Raw genomic sequence first — 16,355 nt, forward strand, 5'->3', positions numbered from 1 at the left:
CACCCTCCTTCCCGCGGGGGTGGCCCGCCTGGGGCCGGGGGGGCCTCGTCTCGTCCCCCCCCCCCCGCTCGGGGGGGGGGCGCCCCCCCGGGCCCCCCCGCCGTTCACCCCCCCCACGACTTGGGGCTGGGGTACCTAGGCTGGGTGCGTGGGACCGCCTGCGGATCACTTCGTCGCCTACGGCCCGTCGCACTGGGTGATCATAGTGCTGATCGTCGCCGGGGCGGTGGTGCTCGCCGTGCTCGGGAACCGGCACCGCGACGCTCGGACGATCGTTCTGACCACCCGGATCTTCGCCGCTGTGGTCGTGGCGTTCAACGGCGTGCTGCTGATCTACCAGCTGCTCCCGGCGCGGTGGGACATCGCCGAATCCCTCCCGCTGCACCTCTGCGACCTCGCCTGGATGGTCGCGGCCTACGCGCTGTGGACTCGCCAGCGGTTGGCTTACGCGCTCACCTACTACTGGGGTCTGACGCTGACCCCGCAGGCGATCATCACCCCCGCGTTGGACGCCCCGGACTTCCCGCACATCAACTTCATCGAGTTCTGGGGCCAGCACCTGCTGGTCATCTGGGCGGCGGCCTACCTGACCTGGGGAGTCGGGCTGCGTCCGAACTGGCGGGGCTACTGGTTCGCGGCGGCGGTGACCGTCGTCTGGGGCGCGACCATGCTCGGTTTCAACGCCTGGGCTGGCACCAACTACGGATTCGTCAGCAGCAAGCCGGAAAACCCGTCACTGCTCGACCTGATGGGCGGCTGGCCCTGGTACCTGGGCGTCGAAGTGGTCGTCGGACTGGCCGCCTGGGCACTCCTGACCTGGCCGTGGACCCGCACCTCACGCGGATCGGCCCGCCCGACCCACCCAGCGACCCCGTGACACGACGCAGTTCGAACGACGGGTTGTGTTGTGCGGTTGGTGGATTTGCTGGTTTTGCACGAAATGGCCATCGGTTGCTGCGCCGCCGGAGGCGGTGTCGGGTCAGGGTATGGCGAAGTCTTGTTGGCGCCAGGCTTCGTAGACCGCGACGGCCGCCGAGTTCGCCAGGTTCATCGAGCGGATGCCCGGCAGCATCGGGATCCGGACCCGTATCGGCACGTCTTCGAGCACGTTCTGGGGCAGACCGGTGGATTCGGGGCCGAACAGCAGCACGTCACCCGGCTGGTAGGACACCGTGTCGTAGCGGCGCTCGGCCTTCGAGGTGAACGCGATGATCCGTTGCGGGTCCAGCGCCCGCCAAGCCGAGTCGAGGTCGGCGTGCACGTGCAGCACGGCCCGGTCGTGGTAGTCCAGCCCGGCCCGGCGCAGCTTCGCGTCCTCGACGGAGAATCCGAGCGGTTCGATCAGGTGCAGCGCGCAGCCGGACCCGGCCGTCATCCGGATCGCGTTGCCCGCGTTGCCCGGGATCTCCGGCCGGTAGAAGACGACGTGAAACACCCGAAATCGTTTCATACCGAGGTCCGGGCGGGCAGCGCGGGGAGGGGATTTCGGCCGGTGTGCGGGCGCGGCCCCCGCCCGATACTGGCGCTGAAGTTAAAGGGGGCGTCATGCCGATTTTGCACGTCCAGCATGCGGTGCCGTCCTTCGAGGTCTGGAAGCGGCTCTTCGACGACGACATGAACGATCGCAAGCAGGTCGGGGTGCGTCGGTACCGGATCCACCGCGGTGTGTTTGATCCGGGCATGGTGATGATCGAACTCGAGTTCGATGAAATCGCCGAGGCTGAGCAATTCCGACAACGGCTGTACGGGTTGTGGGCGGGGCCGGTCCGCTCCCGCGTGCAGGACCCGCAGGCGTGGATCGTCGAAACCGTCGAATCCGTCGAACTCTGATCTCGGTCCTGGCCTCCTTCAGCATTGGCGAAGCCCGGCCTGGAGCCTGGTTCCGCGTGCCGGGCTGGAAGCGCCGCATGGCAGAAAGTCGCGCTGGGGCGGCTGCGGGACCACTGATCCCGCAGCCGCTCAAAAGGGCTCTGGTCACAGTCCGCCGGTGGCGCGGATGTTCTGCCCGGTGATCCAGCGCGCGTCGGGGCCGACCAGGAACGCCACCACGTCGGCGACATCCGCCGGTTGCCCCAGCCTGCCCAGCGGGGTCATGTGCGCGGACGTCGGCGCTGACGGCGCCGCGCAGCAGGTCCGTGTCGGTCGGGCCGGGGGATACCGCGTTGACCGTGATGCCGCGTGGTCCGAGTTCCTTCGCCGCGACCTGGGTGAGCTGTTCGACCGCCGCTTTGCTTGCGACGTAAGCGGATTCGCCCGGACTGGCCCACGTGGTGCTCATCGTCGAGAGGTTCACGATCCGGCCGCCGTCCGGCATTCGCCGCGCCGCCTGCTGCATCGCCAGGAACGTGCCCTTGGCGTTGACCGCCATGACGCGGTCGTAGTCGGCCTCGGACAGGTCGAGCAGTGGCGTGTTGGACGGGATCCCCGCGTTGTTCACCAAGATGTCCAGTTCGTCCAGAGCGGCGAAAAGCCGGTGGACGTCGTGGGTTTCGCCCAGGTCGACCGGCACTGCACGGGCGCCGGTGTCCGATGCGACCGCCTTCGCCGCGTCCTCGTCGGTGGCGTAGCTGAACAGCACCGTTGCGCCGTCGGCCGTCAAACGGTGCACGATCGCCCGGCCGATGCCGCGCGAACCACCGGTGACGACTGCGGTGTTGCCTCGAAGAGTCATACCGGCACCCTCTCCGCGATTGCGGAAGATTTCGCTCCGCAATCGCGGCGACACTGGAGGAATGTTGGAAACCTCGGCTCGACTGCTCCGCCTCCTGTCGCTGTTGCAGGCACGACGCGACTGGTCCGGCGCGGGTCTCGCCGAACGCCTCGGGGTCACCACTCGGACCGTCCGCGCGGACGTCGAGCGCCTGCGCAGCCTCGGCTATCCCGTGCACGCCACGCCTGGTGTGGCGGGCGGCTACCGGCTCGGCGCCGGTGCCGCGCTGCCGCCGTTGTTGCTGGACGACGACGAGGCCGTCGCGGTCGCCATCGGGTTGCGCACCGCAGCGAGCGGCACGGTGTCCGGAATCGAGGAGACCTCGATCCGGGCGCTGGCCAAGTTGGAACAGGTGCTGCCCGCTCGGTTGCGGCAGCGCGTCAACGCGTTGCAGACCTACACCGTGCCGGTGTCCGGCGGCGGGCCGGTGATCGATGCCGACGTCCTGACTGTGATCTCGCGTGCCTGCCGGGACCGCGAGCGGCTGCGGTTCGATTACCGGGACCACGACAGTGCCGCGAGCATGCGAGACGTCGAGCCGCATCGCCTGGTCAGCACCGGACGTCGTTGGTACCTGGTGGGTTGGGACTGCGACCGCGGCGACTGGCGGAGCTTCCGCGTCGATCGGCTGGCCGCCCGGACGCCGACCGGTCCGCGCTTCGCGCCCCACGAGCCGCCGCAAGGCGGGTTCGCCGAGTACGTGGCGCGCGGCGTTTCGGCTGCGCTGTGGGCATATCGTGCGCGGGTGCGGGTGCACGCGTCCGCGGAAGTCGTCGTGCAGCGGGTGCCGCCGACGACGTGGCTGGTCTCGGCGATCGACGAGGAGACCTGCCTGGTCGACGCCGGAGCGGACACCCCGCAGCTCCTCGCGGTGTACCTCGGAGCTCTCGACCTCGACTTCGACGTGATCGACGCGCCAGAACTGGCCGCCGCAACCCGCCTCCTCGCCGACCGCTACGCCCGCGCGGCGGGTGGGCGACACCACGCGCCGTTGCGTGCCGGTTCGACTGGCCAATCGGGATCAGATCAGTGCCATCGTCGGCGGTAGCCTGCGGCGGTGGATCAGCGACCGGCCGGGACCGGGTGGGACGACCCCTGCGGTGGACCCGCCCGCTGTCGGTCGAGCACGACCCGACTTCTACCGCTGGTGGGAACGGGCTTCCAGCACGGGATCTGGCTTGAATAGCCCTGTGTCACCCCGAGTCCTCCTAAACCGCACCCCAGGGGAACGTGACGCAAGCCAGCCACAAGAAACCACGAAACGGGAGATTCGGCTGGACGCGACCACCACTGTGAATCGCGGGGAGGCGGAACAGTCATGAGCGTCGGTGTGCTGGGGCTGATGGCGCTCGTCGTGGCGGTGGCGGCTTTCGTGCAAGGCACCGCCGGGGTGGGTTTCGCGCTCATCGTCGCCCCGGTGGTCGGACTGGTGGAACCGTCGCTGCTGCCGGTATTCCTGCTGGCCCTGATGATCCCGCTCAACCTCTACGTCGCCGGGCGCGAACGCGGCAGCCTGGACAAGCTCGGTGCCGGGTGGATCACCGCGGGACGGTTCGTCGGTACCTTCGGCGGACTGTGGGTGCTGGTGGCGGTCCCAGTGGCACAGCTGAACCTGCTCATCGGCGGGTCGACCGTGCTGGCGGCCGTGGTCACCCTGATCGCGCCGAAGTTCACGCCGGGACGCGGGGCGTTCCTCGCCGCCGGAGCGATCACCGGCGTGACGGAAACGGCCACCGGAGTGGGCGGGCCACCGCTGGCGCTGGTGTACCAGCACCGGCCTGCCGCAGTGCTGCGCTCGACGGTCGCGGTGTGCTTCATCGTGGGCGAGTGCATCTCGCTGGTGGTGCTGCTGAGCACTGGCCGGGTCGGGCTCCACCAGCTCTGGCTGGCGCTGTTGCTGCTGCCCGCGCTGGTGCTGGGTGCGGGGCTGAGCCGATACGTCCACCACCGGCTCGACGGTCCGTTGATGAGGTTGTCGGTGCAGCTGTTCGCGATCGTCTCCGGTGTCGTGCTGCTTTTCTCGTGAGTGCATAAGCGGGCTCCAGCCCACTTTCGCACTCGCGACCCCGTTCAGGTGATGAGTGAAGGGCACCTGTGACCAAGTAACTGGGTCACGGGTGCCCCTCACTCCGTTCGCTTCATGCGGTGGTGCCGTGGAGTTCGCTCCAGGCGGTGCGCATTTGCGCTGTTTTCACGCCACGTCGCGGCGGAGGAGGTCCGCTTCGGTTTCTCGGCGGATCCACAGGTCCGGCGCTCCGTTTTCGATCGCCACCACCGGGGGGCGGCACACGAGGTTGTAGGTCGACGCCATCGAGTGGTGGTAGGCACCCGTGCATGGCACCGCCAGCAGGTCTCCGGCGCGGATGTCCGAGGGCAGCAGCGCGTCCGGGATCAGCACGTCCCCCGCCTCGCAGTGCCTTCCGACGACGCTCATCGTGCGTTCCCGCGCATCGCTGACCCGACCGATCAACCGCGTGGTGTAGCGGGAGCCGTACAGCGAGGGGCGCGGGTTGTCGCTGAAGCCGCCGTCCACCGCGACGAAGGTCCGGGTGCTGCCGTGCTTCACCGTGACGACCCGGTACAGCGTCACTCCGGCGCGCGCCACGATCGCCCGGCCCGGCTCCAGCGTCAGCTGCGGGACGACGAGCCCGTGCTTGCGGCATTCGTAGTGCAGCACGCGCGGAATCCGGGCGGCGAAGCCCGGTAGGTCGAACTCCGCGTCTCCGGACCGGTAGGCGACCGCGTGGCCGCCACCGAGGTTGAGCTGCGGCAACGTGACACCGTGCCGTACCGCGATCTCAGCCGTGAAGGCCACCAGCCGCCGCACCGCCTCCTCGTAGCCGAGCACTTCCGCGATCTGCGATCCCAGGTGGCAGTGCAGCCCCACCAACCGCAGCTCGGGCCGCTGCAACACCCGCGCCACGGCCGCCGCGGCCTGCCCACCGGCCAGCGACAGACCGAACTTCTGGTCTTCCACCCCGGTGGCCACCGCGCGGTGGGTGTGCCCGTCGATGCCCGGCGTGACCCGGATCAGGACGTCCTGCGCGCCGACCAGCTGATCGATCTCCGCCAACGAGTCGATCACCACCCGCCCGACCCCGGCGTTGGCCGCGGTCCGCAGCTCCCGGTCGGGTTTCGCATTGCCGTGCAACAGGATTCGCTCGGCCGGGAAGTCCGCGGCCAACGCCGTGGCGAGTTCCCCGGTGGAGCAGACGTCCAGCGACATGCCCTCCTCGGCGAGCAACGCCGCCATCCGCCGACACAGGAAAGCCTTGCCCGCGAAGGCGATCTCGGCGTCCAGCGCGCGGTAGGCGCGGCACCGGTCGCGGATGGTCCGCACGTCGAGCACGTAGCCGGGGGTGCCGAACTGGTCGGCGAGCTCGGTGAGCGAGACGCCACCGATCGTGACGTCGCCGGAGGGCAGTGCCGCCGCCCCGTCCGGCCAGATCGAACCGTCCAGCCTCTTCGGCAGGCTGTGGCGGAAGGTGGGGAGTAGTTCGGCGAGAGTCACGATGACTTCCTCAGCACTCGGGAATTGATGAGTACAGGCGTACGCCTTGGCGGCTCGCACGGCGGATGTCCGGGCGCGGTCCTGACGCCTGCCGCACCGGTTCTGACGTGCTGTTGACGGTCCGGTCCGGGTGCTCTGGTAGAGAAGAGGCATGGCAGGTGCCCAACCCCGGCAGCGGAAGGGGGCGAAGGAGGAGCGGACCGCGGCGGCGAACCGGCCGGTGGCCCGCGTGCTGGTCGACGTCCCGTTGCCGGTGCACCTGGACCGGCCCTTCGACTACCTGGTGCCCGACCGGCTGGACACCGACGCCGTGCCGGGCTGCCGGGTGCGGGTGCGCTTCCGCGGCAAGCTGGTCGACGGCTACCTGCTGGAGCGCAACGAGACCTCGGACTTCCAGGGCACCCTGTCCTGGGTCGAACGGGTCCCGTCCCCGGAGCCCGTGCTGACCCCGGAGCTGCTGGACCTGGCCCGCGCGGTGGCCACCCGCTACGGCGGCATGCTCGCCGACGTGGTGCGCCTGGCGGTCCCGCCCCGGCACGCCGGAGCGGAGAAGTCGGCCCCCCGCGAGCCCGGCCCCCTGCCGCCCCGCCCGGCCACCGAAGCCTGGGCCCGCTACCAGCACGGAACGTCCTTTTTGGACGCGGTGCACGCGGGCCGGTCGGCCCGAGCGGTTTGGCAGGCATTGCCCGGCGAGGACTGGCCAACCCGGCTCGCCGAAGCCGCCGCGACCGCGGCGTCGGCCGGACGCGGCGCACTGGTCGTCGTCCCCGACCACCGCGACCTGCAACGGCTGCACACCGCCTGCACCGGCTTGCTCGGCCAAGACGGCGTCGTCGCGCTCGCAGCGGAACTCGCACCAGCGGAGCGCTACCGGCGCTGGCTGGCGGTGCTGCGCGGCGCTGCGCGCGTGGTGATCGGAACCCGCGCGGCGATGTTCGCGCCGGTGCACGCCCTTGGCTTCGCGGCCGTGTGGGACGACGGTGACGACCTGCACAGCTACCCGCAGGTGCCCTACCCGCACACCCGTGACGTGCTGACCCAACGCGCACACGCGGCAGGCGCGGCACTGATCGTCGGCGCATTCGCCCGCACCGCCGAAGCCGCATTGCTGGCTGAGTCCGGCTGGGCGCACGAACTCATCGCGCACCGCACGGAAGTGCGGGCAGCGGCGCCACGTGTCACTGCGATCGGCGAGGACGACACGCAGCTGGCGCGCGATCCGGCAGCGCGCGCAGCGCGGTTGCCGTCGGTGGCTTTCGAAGCGGCGCGAGCCGCGCTCGGCGCGGGAGCGCCGGTGCTGGTGCAGGTGCCGCGGCGCGGCTACGTGCCAGCGCTCGCGTGCGGCGACTGCCGCGAGCGGGCGCGGTGCCGCCGGTGCGCGGGGCCGCTGGCGCTGCCGGGAGGCAGCGAAGGCGGAGCGCCGAAGCCAGCGGCGTGCCGCTGGTGCGGAGCCGCGGAAGCGGCGTTCAGGTGCAGTTCCTGCGGGTCGCGTCGGCTGCGCGCGGTGGCCGTCGGCGCTGGTCGTACCGCCGAGGAGTTGGGGCGGGCGTTCAGCAACGTGTCGGTTCGAACCTCCGGGGCCGGTGAAGTGCTTGCGACGGTGCCCGCGAAACCGGCGCTGATCGTGTCCACCCCTGGTGCGGAGCCGGTCGCCGAAGGCGGTTACGGCGCGGCGTTGTTGCTGGACGGCCGGACCCTGCTGGCCCGCCCGGAACTCCGCGCGGCCGAAACGGCGCTGCGGCTGTGGTTCGCCGCCGCAGCGCTGGTCCGGCCCGCGCGCGACGGTGGGCGAGTGGTGGTCATGGCTGATTCGTCGCTGCAACCGGTGCAGGCCCTGGTGCGTTGGGACCCGGCCTGGTTCGCGGCCCTGGAACTGGCCGACCGCACCGAACTCGGCTTCCCACCGGCCCGTCGCGTCGCGGCCGTGGACGGCACCCCGGAGGCCATCGAGGCGCTGCTGGATTCGGCGGACCTGCCCGTGACCGCGGAAGTCCTCGGCCCTGTCCCGCTCGGCGAGGTCGACGAGGACGGCAACGCTGAACGAGAACGCCTGATCGTCCGCGTAGACCGCAGCGAAGGCCGGGCCCTGGCAGCCGCCTTGCACGCGGCCCAAGCCGTCCGGGCAGCCCGCAAGGCCGCCGAACTCCAAGTCCGCCTGGATCCCTTGGAAATGCTCTAGGAAATCCGCGTGCTTTCACCCACGAGCACGTGCGATCCGAGCCGCTGCCGCGTCGTGAGCGGTTGTGGTCGCCATGACAACCATTGCCACTCACGACCCAGCAGCGGCCAATCCGCGCACCCTCTTACCTGTGCTGTCGGGGATCTCACAGCATGTCCGGTGCGCTGTCATCGGCCCTGTTGGGGCTTTGCCGGGCAGGGTCGAAGACGGGTTCCGCGGCGAGATCGAAGCGGCACGACTTGGGTGCACGCCGATAGCGTGGCGCGTGTGTTCGGTGCGCTGAACTTCGACCAGAGACCCTTTGCCCAGCGGCGGTTGTGCAGCTGGCGGGACAGGGGTTGGACGTCGTTGCTCGTGCAGCTCTACGACAACGCCGAGGTGGCCGACGACGTCGTGCTGCCCGCCGCCGATGATCAGACGCTCGTGCTGCTGACCGGGGGCACGACCACCATCGAGTCGCGGCACGGCTCGACTTGGCGACGTGCTGAGTACGTCCCGGGCCGGATCGGCATGACCGCTCCGGGCAGGCCGACCTTCCTCCGCTGGCGCGGCACCCAGCGGACCCTGACCACGCATGTCCACCTGCCGCGCAGCCTGATCGACCGGACCGCGGCCGAACTGTGGGGCCGGGACGCGGAGCGCCTGGGCCGACCCGACTCGCTGGCCGTGGACGACGCGGTGCTCGCTTCCGTCATCAGCAGTCTTCGCGCTGCCGCGCTGGCTGGTGCCGATGAGCTGTACGCCGAATCCGCCGCGACCTTCCTCGCCGTCCACATCCTGACCAGGCATGCGTCGGCACCGGACCCGAGCCCGCCGCGGAGCGAGGACATCCGGGTGCGGCGGGCCATCGCCTTCATCAGGGACAACTACCACCTGCCGCTGACGCTCGCCGAGATCGCCGCTGTCGCGGACCTGAGCACCTTCCACTTCTTACGTGTTTTCAAAGCCGCCACCGGCCGGACACCGCACCGTTTCCTCAACGCCGTCCGAGTGGGCCGCGCACGCCGTTACCTGGAACGCGATGACCTGTCTGTGACCGAGATCGCCCACCTGTGCGGGTTCGCGACATCGTCCCGGCTGGCCGCCGTGTTTCGCCTGGAGACAGGACTGTCCCCAACCGCCTACCGGAACCGAAGGCAATAAACCGCGCCACCTCGCAGCAATCTGAGGATCGCAGGCACCGCGCGGCGACTCTAGGGTTCGCCGCATGTCCACAAACGACTCGACGGTCGAGACCTCCTGCGCCGTCAACGGCCAGGGCGTCCGGCTCCGGCTAGATCCGAGGGAATCCCTGCTGGACGTGTTGCGGGAGCGGCTTGCGCTCACCGGCACCAAGAAAGGCTGCGACCAGGGGCAGTGCGGCGCTTGCACGGTCCACGTGGACGGCCGCCGGGTGGTTTCCTGCTTGACGCCAGCGGTCCAGGTCACCGGTCAGGACGTGACGACGATCGAGGGCATCGCGGGACCGGACGGCGACCTGCACCCGTTGCAGCAAGCATTCATCGACAACGACGCCATGCAGTGCGGGTACTGCACCCCTGGCCAGATCATGTCGGGCCTGGCCTGCATCGCGGAGGGCCACGCTGGCGACGACGACCAGATCCGCGAATACCTCAGCGGCAACATCTGCCGCTGCGGTGCCTACGTGGGCATCGTCGCCGCGGTGCGGCAGACCGCCGAAGCGCAGCGGAACGAGGTGTGAAGCGATGCGCCCCTTCACCTACCTCGCACCCGACAACATCGGCCAAACCATCGACGCGCTGCGATCCGCACAGCCGGGCACGAAGATCCTGGCTGGTGGCACCACCCTTTACGACCTGATGAAACTGGGCATCGAGACCCCGTCGGCGCTCATCGACGTGCACCGGCTGCCCGAGCTGACCGAGATTTACGTCGGAGCCGATGAGCTGTCGTTCGGCGGCGGGGCCCGCATGGCCGACGTCGCGGACCATCCCGCGGTGCGCGCCAGCTATCCGGCCCTGTCGGAATCGTTGTGGCGGGCGGCTTCGCAGCAGTTGCGGAACATGGCGACCGTCGCGGGCAACCTGTTGCAGCGCACGCGATGTGGCTACTTCCGCGGCGGGCCGGAATTCCCGTGCAACAAGAGGGAGCCCGGCAGCGGTTGCGCCGCGCTGGGCGGTCACGACCGGGGCCACGCGTTGCTGGGCGGCAGCGATACCTGCATCGCGACCTATCCCGGCGACTGGGCCATCGCGCTGCTCGCCTTCGACGCCACGGTGGATGTCGTCGGCCCACGCGGCGAGCGCAGCGTGCCACTGGCCGAGCTGCACGTCGAGCCCGGTGACGACCCGACCCGGGAGCACACGCTGGCCGCCGACGAGCTGATCGTGCGCATCCGGATCGCCGCGACACCGACCGGTCGCGGCTCCACCTACCACAAGATCAGGGACCGCGAGTCCTACGCCTTCGCCCTCGCATCGGCCGCCGTGGCGCTGACGGTGGACGCGCAGGGGGTGGTCGACGAGTGCCGCATCGCACTGGGCGGCGTCGCCACCCGCCCGTGGCGGGCCAGCGCCGCCGAGCGGGCGCTGACGGGCCAGCGGCTCACGCCACAGGCGGCCCGGCACGCCGGGGAGGTCGCCTTCGCGGACGCCGATCCCGGCACGAACAACGGATTCCGAGTCGAATTGGGCATTCGCACCGTCGCGGACGCGGTGCGCATCGCCGGGGAGCGGGCCACCCGATGAACGTCGCTGACACCAACCGCGTCGACGCCTACGAAAAGGTCACCGGTGCGGCGATCTACGGCACCGATCGCGTTCCACCCGGTCTGGCCTACGCGATGCTCGCGGTCGCCAGGATCGGCAAGGGCCGCCTCACCCGCATCGACACCTCCGCCGCCGAAGCAGTGCCGGGTGTGCGGTTGGTGGTGACCCAGTTCAGCTCGGACGAGCTGCGGGACGCGGGCTTCCTGCTGGGCGGCGGATTCGCGTTCCAGAGCTTCCAACCGCTGCTGGACGACCACGTGGCCTACCGGGGCCAGCCCATCGCACTGGTCGTCGCCGACACCCTCGTCGCCGCGACCGAGGCCGCCGAGGCGGTCGAGGCCAGCTACGAGGCGGAACCGTTCGCGGTCCACCTGGACGCGGAGACAGCGACCACCCTGGTGCAGGAGGAGGCCATCCCGCTGCCGTTCTTGGCCGACGTCAAGGTCGGGGACGCCGATGCCGCCTTCACCGCCAGCCCGGTGCGCATCGACGAAACCTACGAACACCCACCGCAGCACCAAGTGCCGATGGAGTTGATCGGCGGTGTCGTGGAGTGGCGGGGGGACACCCTCGTGGTGCACGAAGGCACCCAGAACGCCACTGCCCTGCGCGGCGGCCTGGCGCAGCAGTTGGGCATCGACAAGGACAACATCGAGATCATCTCGCCGTACGTCGGCGGCGGGTTCGGGCAGAAGAACTCCCTGCAGCCGCACCTGGCGCCACTGGCGATCGTCGCGCGGCGCCTGGGCAGGCCGGTCAAGCTGGTGATCCCGAGGACGCAGACGTTCCACGGGGCCAGTTTCCGACCGGCCAGTCGGCACCACGTCCGGCTCGGCGCCGACGGGTCCGGCAGGCTGCTGGCCGCCGTGCACGAGGTGGACCAGCAGACTTCGCGCCATGACCTGTTCCCGGCCATGCACACCGAGATCACGTCCCGGCTCTACGGCGTCCCGGCGTTCCGGGGCCGCCAGCGACTGGTGCGGACCGACGTGCAGACGCCGGGCTACATGCGGGCCCCGTTCGAGAGCCCGGCGGCCTTCGCGTTCGAATCGGCCGTCGACCAGCTCGCCTACGCCACCGGCCAGGACCCCGTCGCGTTGCGGCTGGCCAATGACACCGCCACCGACCCGGTGACCGGGCTGCCCTTCTCCACCCGCTACCTGGCCGAGTGCCTGCGCCGTGGCGCGGACCGGTTCGGTTGGGCGGCGCGGAATCCGGAGCCCGGCTCGATGCGGGCCGAGGACGGGTCGACCATCGGCTGGGGCGTCGCGGTCGGTGCGTATCCCGGCAATGTCGCGCCTGCCGTCGCAAATCTTTCCGCTGGCTCGGACGGCAAGGTGACCGTCGGTGTGGACGGCCACGAAATGGGCCAGGGCATCCGGTCGGCCATCGCGCTGCTGGTCGCGCAGGATCTGGGCATCCCGGTCAGCGACGTCGTCGTGCGGGTCGGGGACACCAGGGTGGCGCCGCAGCACCTCACCGCTGGTTCCTGGGGTACCGCCACAGCCCTGCCCGCCGTCCACGCGGGACTCGTCGAACTCCGCAAGCACCTGGACGTCGCCGACACCGGCGATGTCGATGTGGCAGCGGCCGTGGCGGCCAACGGCAGGCAGGCGGTCGAGGTCGGTGTGACCTCGCTGGGCCCCGGACAGCCGCCGGAAATGCTCGAACAGTCCCGTGCCGGTCATGTCGCGATCGGCGGACCGGTGTACCCGACGTTCAGCACGTTCAGCTGGATCGCGCACTTCGTGGAGGTGCGCGTGGAGCCGACGACCCGGCGGATCCGGGTGCCGAGGGTGGTCAGCGTCGCCGACTGCGGCCGGGTCGCCAGCCCGGTCACCGCGGCCAGTCAGGTGCGCGGCGGGGTCGTCTGGGGCATCGGGGCGGCGCTGCGCGAGGAGAGCCTGGTGGACGACCGATTCGGCGGCTTCCTCAACGCTACGCTTGAGGAGTACCCGGTCCCGGTCAACGCCGACGTTCACAAGATCGACGTGGAGTTCATCAACGAGCCCGACCTCCAGTTCAACCCGATCGGTGTGAAGGGGCTCGGCGAGGTCGCCATGGTCGGGGTCGCGGCCGCCGTCGCCAACGCCGTGCACCACGCAACCGGGCGGCGGCACCGAAAACTGCCGATCCGCCTGGAACATGTCATCTGAGCAGTTCGCCACCGAACCGGTTGGCACACCGGACCACCGTCCGGCCATCAGCGCTCCGGACGCGCTGAGTCCGGCGGCGCTGGCCGACGCGAGGCGCGCACAACCGAAGCGTGGACTGATCGGCCTGGCGTTCGTACTGCCCGTGGCCGCGTTGCTGGCTGCGGGTGCCGGTGGCCCCGCGCATTCGGTGGTGGTGCTCGCTCCGGTCGTCACGTTCTCCCTGCCGGTCGTCGCGATGATCGCGTTCTGGTGGGAGGACTGGCCGGGCAGCCTGCTGCGCGGCGGTTGGTCCGGCGTCTACGACACGGTGGTGGTCGTGGCTGCTGGGCTGGTGTTGACCGATCTCGGGCAACGCGTCGCGGCCGGGGTTGTCCTGTGGGGACCCGCCGCACCGGGGCTTGGCGCTGCCTATCCGGACACGCTGCCGCTGGCTGCTGGCATCTTCACGATCATGCTGCAGTTGACGCTGGTCAACGAGGGGTGGCCGCTGCGCGGCCTGGGTCGTCTGCGCTCGGGCGTAGCCGCGCTGGCCGTGTGCTGGGTGGCAGGCTCGGTCGTGTTCCTGGGACTCGTCCGGCCCGGCGTCGTGTCGGTCGAGAGCTACGGGGCGTGGCTGACGGCGGTGGGTGTGTGGCAGATGGTCTGGTACGTCGTGTTGCGCGGTTGGCCATTCGCCAGGATCCGTCGGCGGCCGGTGCGGCTCGCAGTCGCCAACGTGGTCGTGGTGGCCTGCGGTTGGGGCAGCCATCTGCTGGCGAGTGAGCTCATCGGCTGGTCGCCGGGGTGGATCACCGCGGTGTCCGGAGCGGGTATCGCGTCGGTGCTGGTGGTGTCGATGTTGTTCGAGGCATGGCCAGCGATCCGGTTCGACCCGCTGCCCGGCCGGAGCCTGGCGCTGGTGACAGTGGTGCTGCTGACGGCATTGCTGTCGTGGGCGCTGCCGATGCTCGCGCAGCTGACGGGCGTGCCCGCGGTGGAGGTGAGCGGTTGGGTCACCCACGCGACCCTCAACGCCCTGAGCGTGGCTGTGATCCTGCACGTCGCGGTCTGGCGTCGGTGGCCTGCCGGTGCCTCGACGTCCACATCGGACTGAATGTCGGCCGTGCCCGACCGGCCCTTGACCGCCGCCACCTCGGCGGTTTCAGGGCCGGTCGGGAAGTTCGTTGACGGTGGCGGCTGCGGCCAGCCGTTCCGGAAAACCGGTCGCTCGGTGCGGGTCGCTCGTGGTCGAATCCCGCTGCGCCGAGAGGAGTGGGATGGGACGGGTTTTCGTCGAGACCGAGCGGCTGGTGTTGCGGGAGGTCGAGCCCGACGACGCCGATGCGATCTTCTCGCTCAACAACGATGCCGAGGTCATGCGGTTCCTCAACGGTGGCGCCTCGGCCGACCGGGCGCAGATCGCGGGCGAGCTCATACCCTCGTACCTGGCGGGTTACCAGCGGTTCGGCGGGCTGGGGAGATTGGCCGCCATCGAGAAGGCGGGCGATCGGTTCGTCGGGGTGTTCAAGTTCCAGCCGACCGACGACGGGCCGCTGGACGAAGTCGAGCTCGGGTACCGGCTCCACCGGTCCGTGTGGGGCAGAGGATATGCGACTGAGGGGTCGCTCGCGTTGATCCGCAAGGGGTTCACCGAGCTCGGGTTGGGGCGGATCTGGGCGAAGACGATGACCGTCAACCGGCGCTCGCAGCGGGTGATGCAGAAGGCCGGGCTCCGTTACGTGCGAACCTTCTTCGAGGAGTGGCCCGAAGGCCCGATCGAAGGTTCCGAACACGGTGACGTCGAGTACGAGCTGACCCGCGACGAATGGCTCGCCATGGGGTCGTGAGTGCTCAACCGGGCTCCAGCCCGGTTGAGCACTCACGACCGTTTCAGTACCGGTAGAGGCGCGGCCCGACCGCGGGGGCGGGTTCGGTGTCTGCCGCGGCTGGCGCGGAGATCCGGTTCGGGTCGCCGTCGGAGGTGTAGCGGCGCGCCGGGGCGGCGGCGAGCTTGTCCAGCCACGCCGTGGAGCCGTACTGCGCATCCTGGCCGGTCGGGCCCTGGGAACGGATCCGGGGCACGTTCGCCGGGTCGAAGTCCGTCGACCACGGGGACGGCGCCGGGTTGGAACCGACCAGCATGACGCTGCCGTAGTGGTAGGTGATCCCGTCCGCCGAGCCGTCCGCGGCCAGCCGCTCGTTGTCGGGGTGCGCGCCCAGCGGCAGCGCGATCGACTGGACCTGCAGGCCTGGTACGGCATCGGTGATGACCCGCTGCATCCCGGCGATCTGGTGCTGCGCTTCCGAATCCGAGACCTGACCCAGGTTGGGGTGATCGAGCGTGTGGTTGCCGATCTCGAAGCCGTGCTCGTGCAACCAGGTGAGGCTGCGCCGTCCGGTGGGTTCCTCGAACGGCGGGTTGAAGACGTAGCACGTCGCGACCGGCCGGAATCCGGGGTGTGCCGCGGCGACGTCGAGCAGGATGCGAATACCGGTGCCCAGTGCCGGCTCGCCCGCACTGTCCAATGTGAACTGGGTGGCCGAGCCGTCGTCGAAGGTGAGCACGACCGGATGCTTCCCGGCCGGGATGTCGAACTGCCCGGTGGCGTACTCGGTGGCGGTGACCGGCACGTAGTCCTCGGCGGCCAGCCGCTCCAGCTCCGCCCGGAAATCTTCCGGCGTGCGGTCGTAGACGCTGGTCGGTGTGGGGGTGATCCGGTGGTACATGAGCACCGGGACGTCCCCGAGTTCGTTGGCGCCGACGGATTCCGGCGTCGGCGGCGGTGGGGGCGGAGGCGGCGGTGCGGGCGGCGGCTGGACCGCGGCGTTGGGCTGGGCCGGGGCGGTCTCCGCGCTGCATCCGGCGCTGAAGATCGCGAGCAGGATCGCCGCCGCCGCGATGGCGGCGCGTCCGTCGCGCACTGTTGGCAGCATCCTCGCCAAGGTTAGAGATCGAGTTTCCGGTTGTGGATACTCCAAGTGGCTAATTGATCTACGCCGACCCGGCTGGGAAGGTGGATGCACCGGTCGCCTGATCGCGGCTGGCTTCCAACTTGATCAAGCACGAATTTCGTGCAGCCGCGCGAGTTCG

15 protein-coding genes and 1 pseudogene are annotated in these 16,355 nt (G+C 70.2%); 11 read left to right on the plus strand and 5 right to left on the minus strand.

Translation table 11 applies throughout. The features are described 5' to 3' along the window. The first annotated feature begins 148 nt into the window (after positions 1-148). Entirely contained in the window at positions 149-877 is a 729-nt protein-coding gene (locus tag MOQ72_RS39585; RefSeq protein ID WP_242191108.1) for a YwaF family protein, read from the plus strand. A 102-nt stretch (positions 878-979) separates the two neighbouring features. Here the strand turns inward: MOQ72_RS39585 and MOQ72_RS39590 are convergent, their stop codons facing one another. Next, the gene (locus MOQ72_RS39590) at positions 980-1,435 is read right to left on the minus strand and encodes a tRNA (cytidine(34)-2'-O)-methyltransferase (RefSeq protein ID WP_242191129.1); all 456 of its coding nucleotides are present in this window, start codon (positions 1,433-1,435) and stop codon (positions 980-982) included. 110 nt (positions 1,436-1,545) lie between these two features. On the opposite strand from MOQ72_RS39590, the gene MOQ72_RS39595 reads away from it, so the two are divergent. Further along, on the plus strand, positions 1,546-1,830 hold the full coding sequence (locus MOQ72_RS39595; protein WP_242191109.1) for a hypothetical protein: 285 nt from the start codon (positions 1,546-1,548) through the stop codon (positions 1,828-1,830). 144 nt (positions 1,831-1,974) lie between these two features. Here the strand turns inward: MOQ72_RS39595 and MOQ72_RS44965 are convergent, their stop codons facing one another. Together MOQ72_RS44965 and MOQ72_RS39600 are read right to left on the minus strand one after the other, a co-directional pair. Then, positions 1,975-2,094, minus strand: a complete 120-nt coding sequence (locus MOQ72_RS44965; RefSeq protein ID WP_277955367.1) for an SDR family oxidoreductase — start codon at positions 2,092-2,094, stop codon at positions 1,975-1,977. Positions 2,095-2,170: 76 nt separating this feature from the next. Beyond that, positions 2,171-2,671: pseudogene (locus MOQ72_RS39600) on the minus strand (SDR family NAD(P)-dependent oxidoreductase); the annotation flags it as partial. A gap of 61 nt (positions 2,672-2,732) precedes the next feature. Here MOQ72_RS39600 and MOQ72_RS39605 point away from each other — a divergent pair. Both MOQ72_RS39605 and MOQ72_RS39610 read left to right on the plus strand, forming a co-directional pair. Beyond that, positions 2,733-3,758 carry a helix-turn-helix transcriptional regulator gene (locus MOQ72_RS39605; protein WP_242191110.1) on the plus strand — a complete coding sequence of 342 codons (1,026 nt, stop codon included), beginning with the start codon at positions 2,733-2,735 and terminating at the stop codon, positions 3,756-3,758. Positions 3,759-4,028: 270 nt separating this feature from the next. After that, on the plus strand, positions 4,029-4,736 hold the full coding sequence (locus tag MOQ72_RS39610) for a sulfite exporter TauE/SafE family protein (protein ID WP_242191111.1): 708 nt from the start codon (positions 4,029-4,031) through the stop codon (positions 4,734-4,736). Positions 4,737-4,901: 165 nt separating this feature from the next. On the opposite strand, the gene lysA is transcribed toward MOQ72_RS39610, so the two are convergent. Next, positions 4,902-6,221, minus strand: coding sequence for a diaminopimelate decarboxylase (lysA, locus tag MOQ72_RS39615; protein ID WP_242191112.1), 1,320 nt, complete (start codon positions 6,219-6,221; stop codon positions 4,902-4,904). Positions 6,222-6,372: 151 nt separating this feature from the next. Between lysA and MOQ72_RS39620 the strand changes: the two genes are divergently transcribed. From MOQ72_RS39620 to MOQ72_RS39650, 7 genes are all read left to right on the plus strand, one after another. Further along, complete coding sequence (locus tag MOQ72_RS39620) at positions 6,373-8,400, plus strand: primosomal protein N' (RefSeq protein WP_242191113.1); 2,028 nt, start codon at positions 6,373-6,375, stop codon at positions 8,398-8,400. A 258-nt stretch (positions 8,401-8,658) separates the two neighbouring features. Continuing rightward, positions 8,659-9,543 carry a helix-turn-helix domain-containing protein gene (locus MOQ72_RS39625; protein WP_242191114.1) on the plus strand — a complete coding sequence of 295 codons (885 nt, stop codon included), beginning with the start codon at positions 8,659-8,661 and terminating at the stop codon, positions 9,541-9,543. Between the two features lie 64 nt (positions 9,544-9,607). Further along, positions 9,608-10,102: a (2Fe-2S)-binding protein gene (locus MOQ72_RS39630; RefSeq protein ID WP_242191115.1), complete on the plus strand. Its 495-nt coding sequence runs from the start codon at positions 9,608-9,610 to the stop codon at positions 10,100-10,102. Between the two features lie 4 nt (positions 10,103-10,106). Then, positions 10,107-11,108 carry an FAD binding domain-containing protein gene (locus tag MOQ72_RS39635; RefSeq protein ID WP_242191116.1) on the plus strand — a complete coding sequence of 334 codons (1,002 nt, stop codon included), beginning with the start codon at positions 10,107-10,109 and terminating at the stop codon, positions 11,106-11,108. Next, positions 11,105-13,285, plus strand: coding sequence for a xanthine dehydrogenase family protein molybdopterin-binding subunit (locus MOQ72_RS39640; protein WP_242191117.1), 2,181 nt, complete (start codon positions 11,105-11,107; stop codon positions 13,283-13,285). Before MOQ72_RS39635 ends, MOQ72_RS39640 begins: the two co-directional genes overlap by 4 nt. Further along, positions 13,275-14,378 (plus strand): hypothetical protein, encoded by a 1,104-nt coding sequence (locus MOQ72_RS39645; RefSeq protein ID WP_242191118.1) that lies wholly within the window; start codon positions 13,275-13,277, stop codon positions 14,376-14,378. Before MOQ72_RS39640 ends, MOQ72_RS39645 begins: the two co-directional genes overlap by 11 nt. Before the next feature lie 163 nt (positions 14,379-14,541). Next, the gene (locus MOQ72_RS39650; protein WP_242191119.1) at positions 14,542-15,111 is read left to right on the plus strand and encodes a GNAT family N-acetyltransferase; all 570 of its coding nucleotides are present in this window, start codon (positions 14,542-14,544) and stop codon (positions 15,109-15,111) included. Between the two features lie 43 nt (positions 15,112-15,154). Here MOQ72_RS39650 and MOQ72_RS39655 read toward each other — a convergent pair whose 3' ends face one another. After that, positions 15,155-16,198, minus strand: a complete 1,044-nt coding sequence (locus tag MOQ72_RS39655) for a polysaccharide deacetylase family protein (protein ID WP_242191120.1) — start codon at positions 16,196-16,198, stop codon at positions 15,155-15,157. Positions 16,199-16,355 lie beyond the last annotated feature (157 nt).

The sequence above is a fragment of the Saccharopolyspora soli genome, assembly GCF_022678645.1.
GTDB lineage: Bacteria > Actinomycetota > Actinomycetes > Mycobacteriales > Pseudonocardiaceae > Saccharopolyspora > Saccharopolyspora soli.

Bases quoted from the DNA above. Each gene is read 5' to 3' on its own strand.
- MOQ72_RS39605 (WP_242191110.1), top strand. From the start codon at position 2,733: ATGTTGGAAACCTCGGCTCGACTGCTCCGCCTCCTGTCGCTGTTGCAG.
- MOQ72_RS39635 (WP_242191116.1), top strand. From the start codon at position 10,107: ATGCGCCCCTTCACCTACCTCGCACCCGACAACATCGGCCAAACCATC.
- MOQ72_RS39620 (WP_242191113.1), top strand. From the start codon at position 6,373: ATGGCAGGTGCCCAACCCCGGCAGCGGAAGGGGGCGAAGGAGGAGCGG.
- MOQ72_RS44965 (WP_277955367.1), bottom strand. From the start codon at position 2,094: ATGACCCCGCTGGGCAGGCTGGGGCAACCGGCGGATGTCGCCGACGTG.
- MOQ72_RS39610 (WP_242191111.1), top strand. From the start codon at position 4,029: ATGAGCGTCGGTGTGCTGGGGCTGATGGCGCTCGTCGTGGCGGTGGCG.
- MOQ72_RS39650 (WP_242191119.1), top strand. From the start codon at position 14,542: ATGGGACGGGTTTTCGTCGAGACCGAGCGGCTGGTGTTGCGGGAGGTC.
- MOQ72_RS39645 (WP_242191118.1), top strand. From the start codon at position 13,275: ATGTCATCTGAGCAGTTCGCCACCGAACCGGTTGGCACACCGGACCAC.
- MOQ72_RS39595 (WP_242191109.1), top strand. From the start codon at position 1,546: ATGCCGATTTTGCACGTCCAGCATGCGGTGCCGTCCTTCGAGGTCTGG.
- MOQ72_RS39630 (WP_242191115.1), top strand. From the start codon at position 9,608: ATGTCCACAAACGACTCGACGGTCGAGACCTCCTGCGCCGTCAACGGC.
- MOQ72_RS39655 (WP_242191120.1), bottom strand. From the start codon at position 16,198: ATGCTGCCAACAGTGCGCGACGGACGCGCCGCCATCGCGGCGGCGGCG.
- MOQ72_RS39640 (WP_242191117.1), top strand. From the start codon at position 11,105: ATGAACGTCGCTGACACCAACCGCGTCGACGCCTACGAAAAGGTCACC.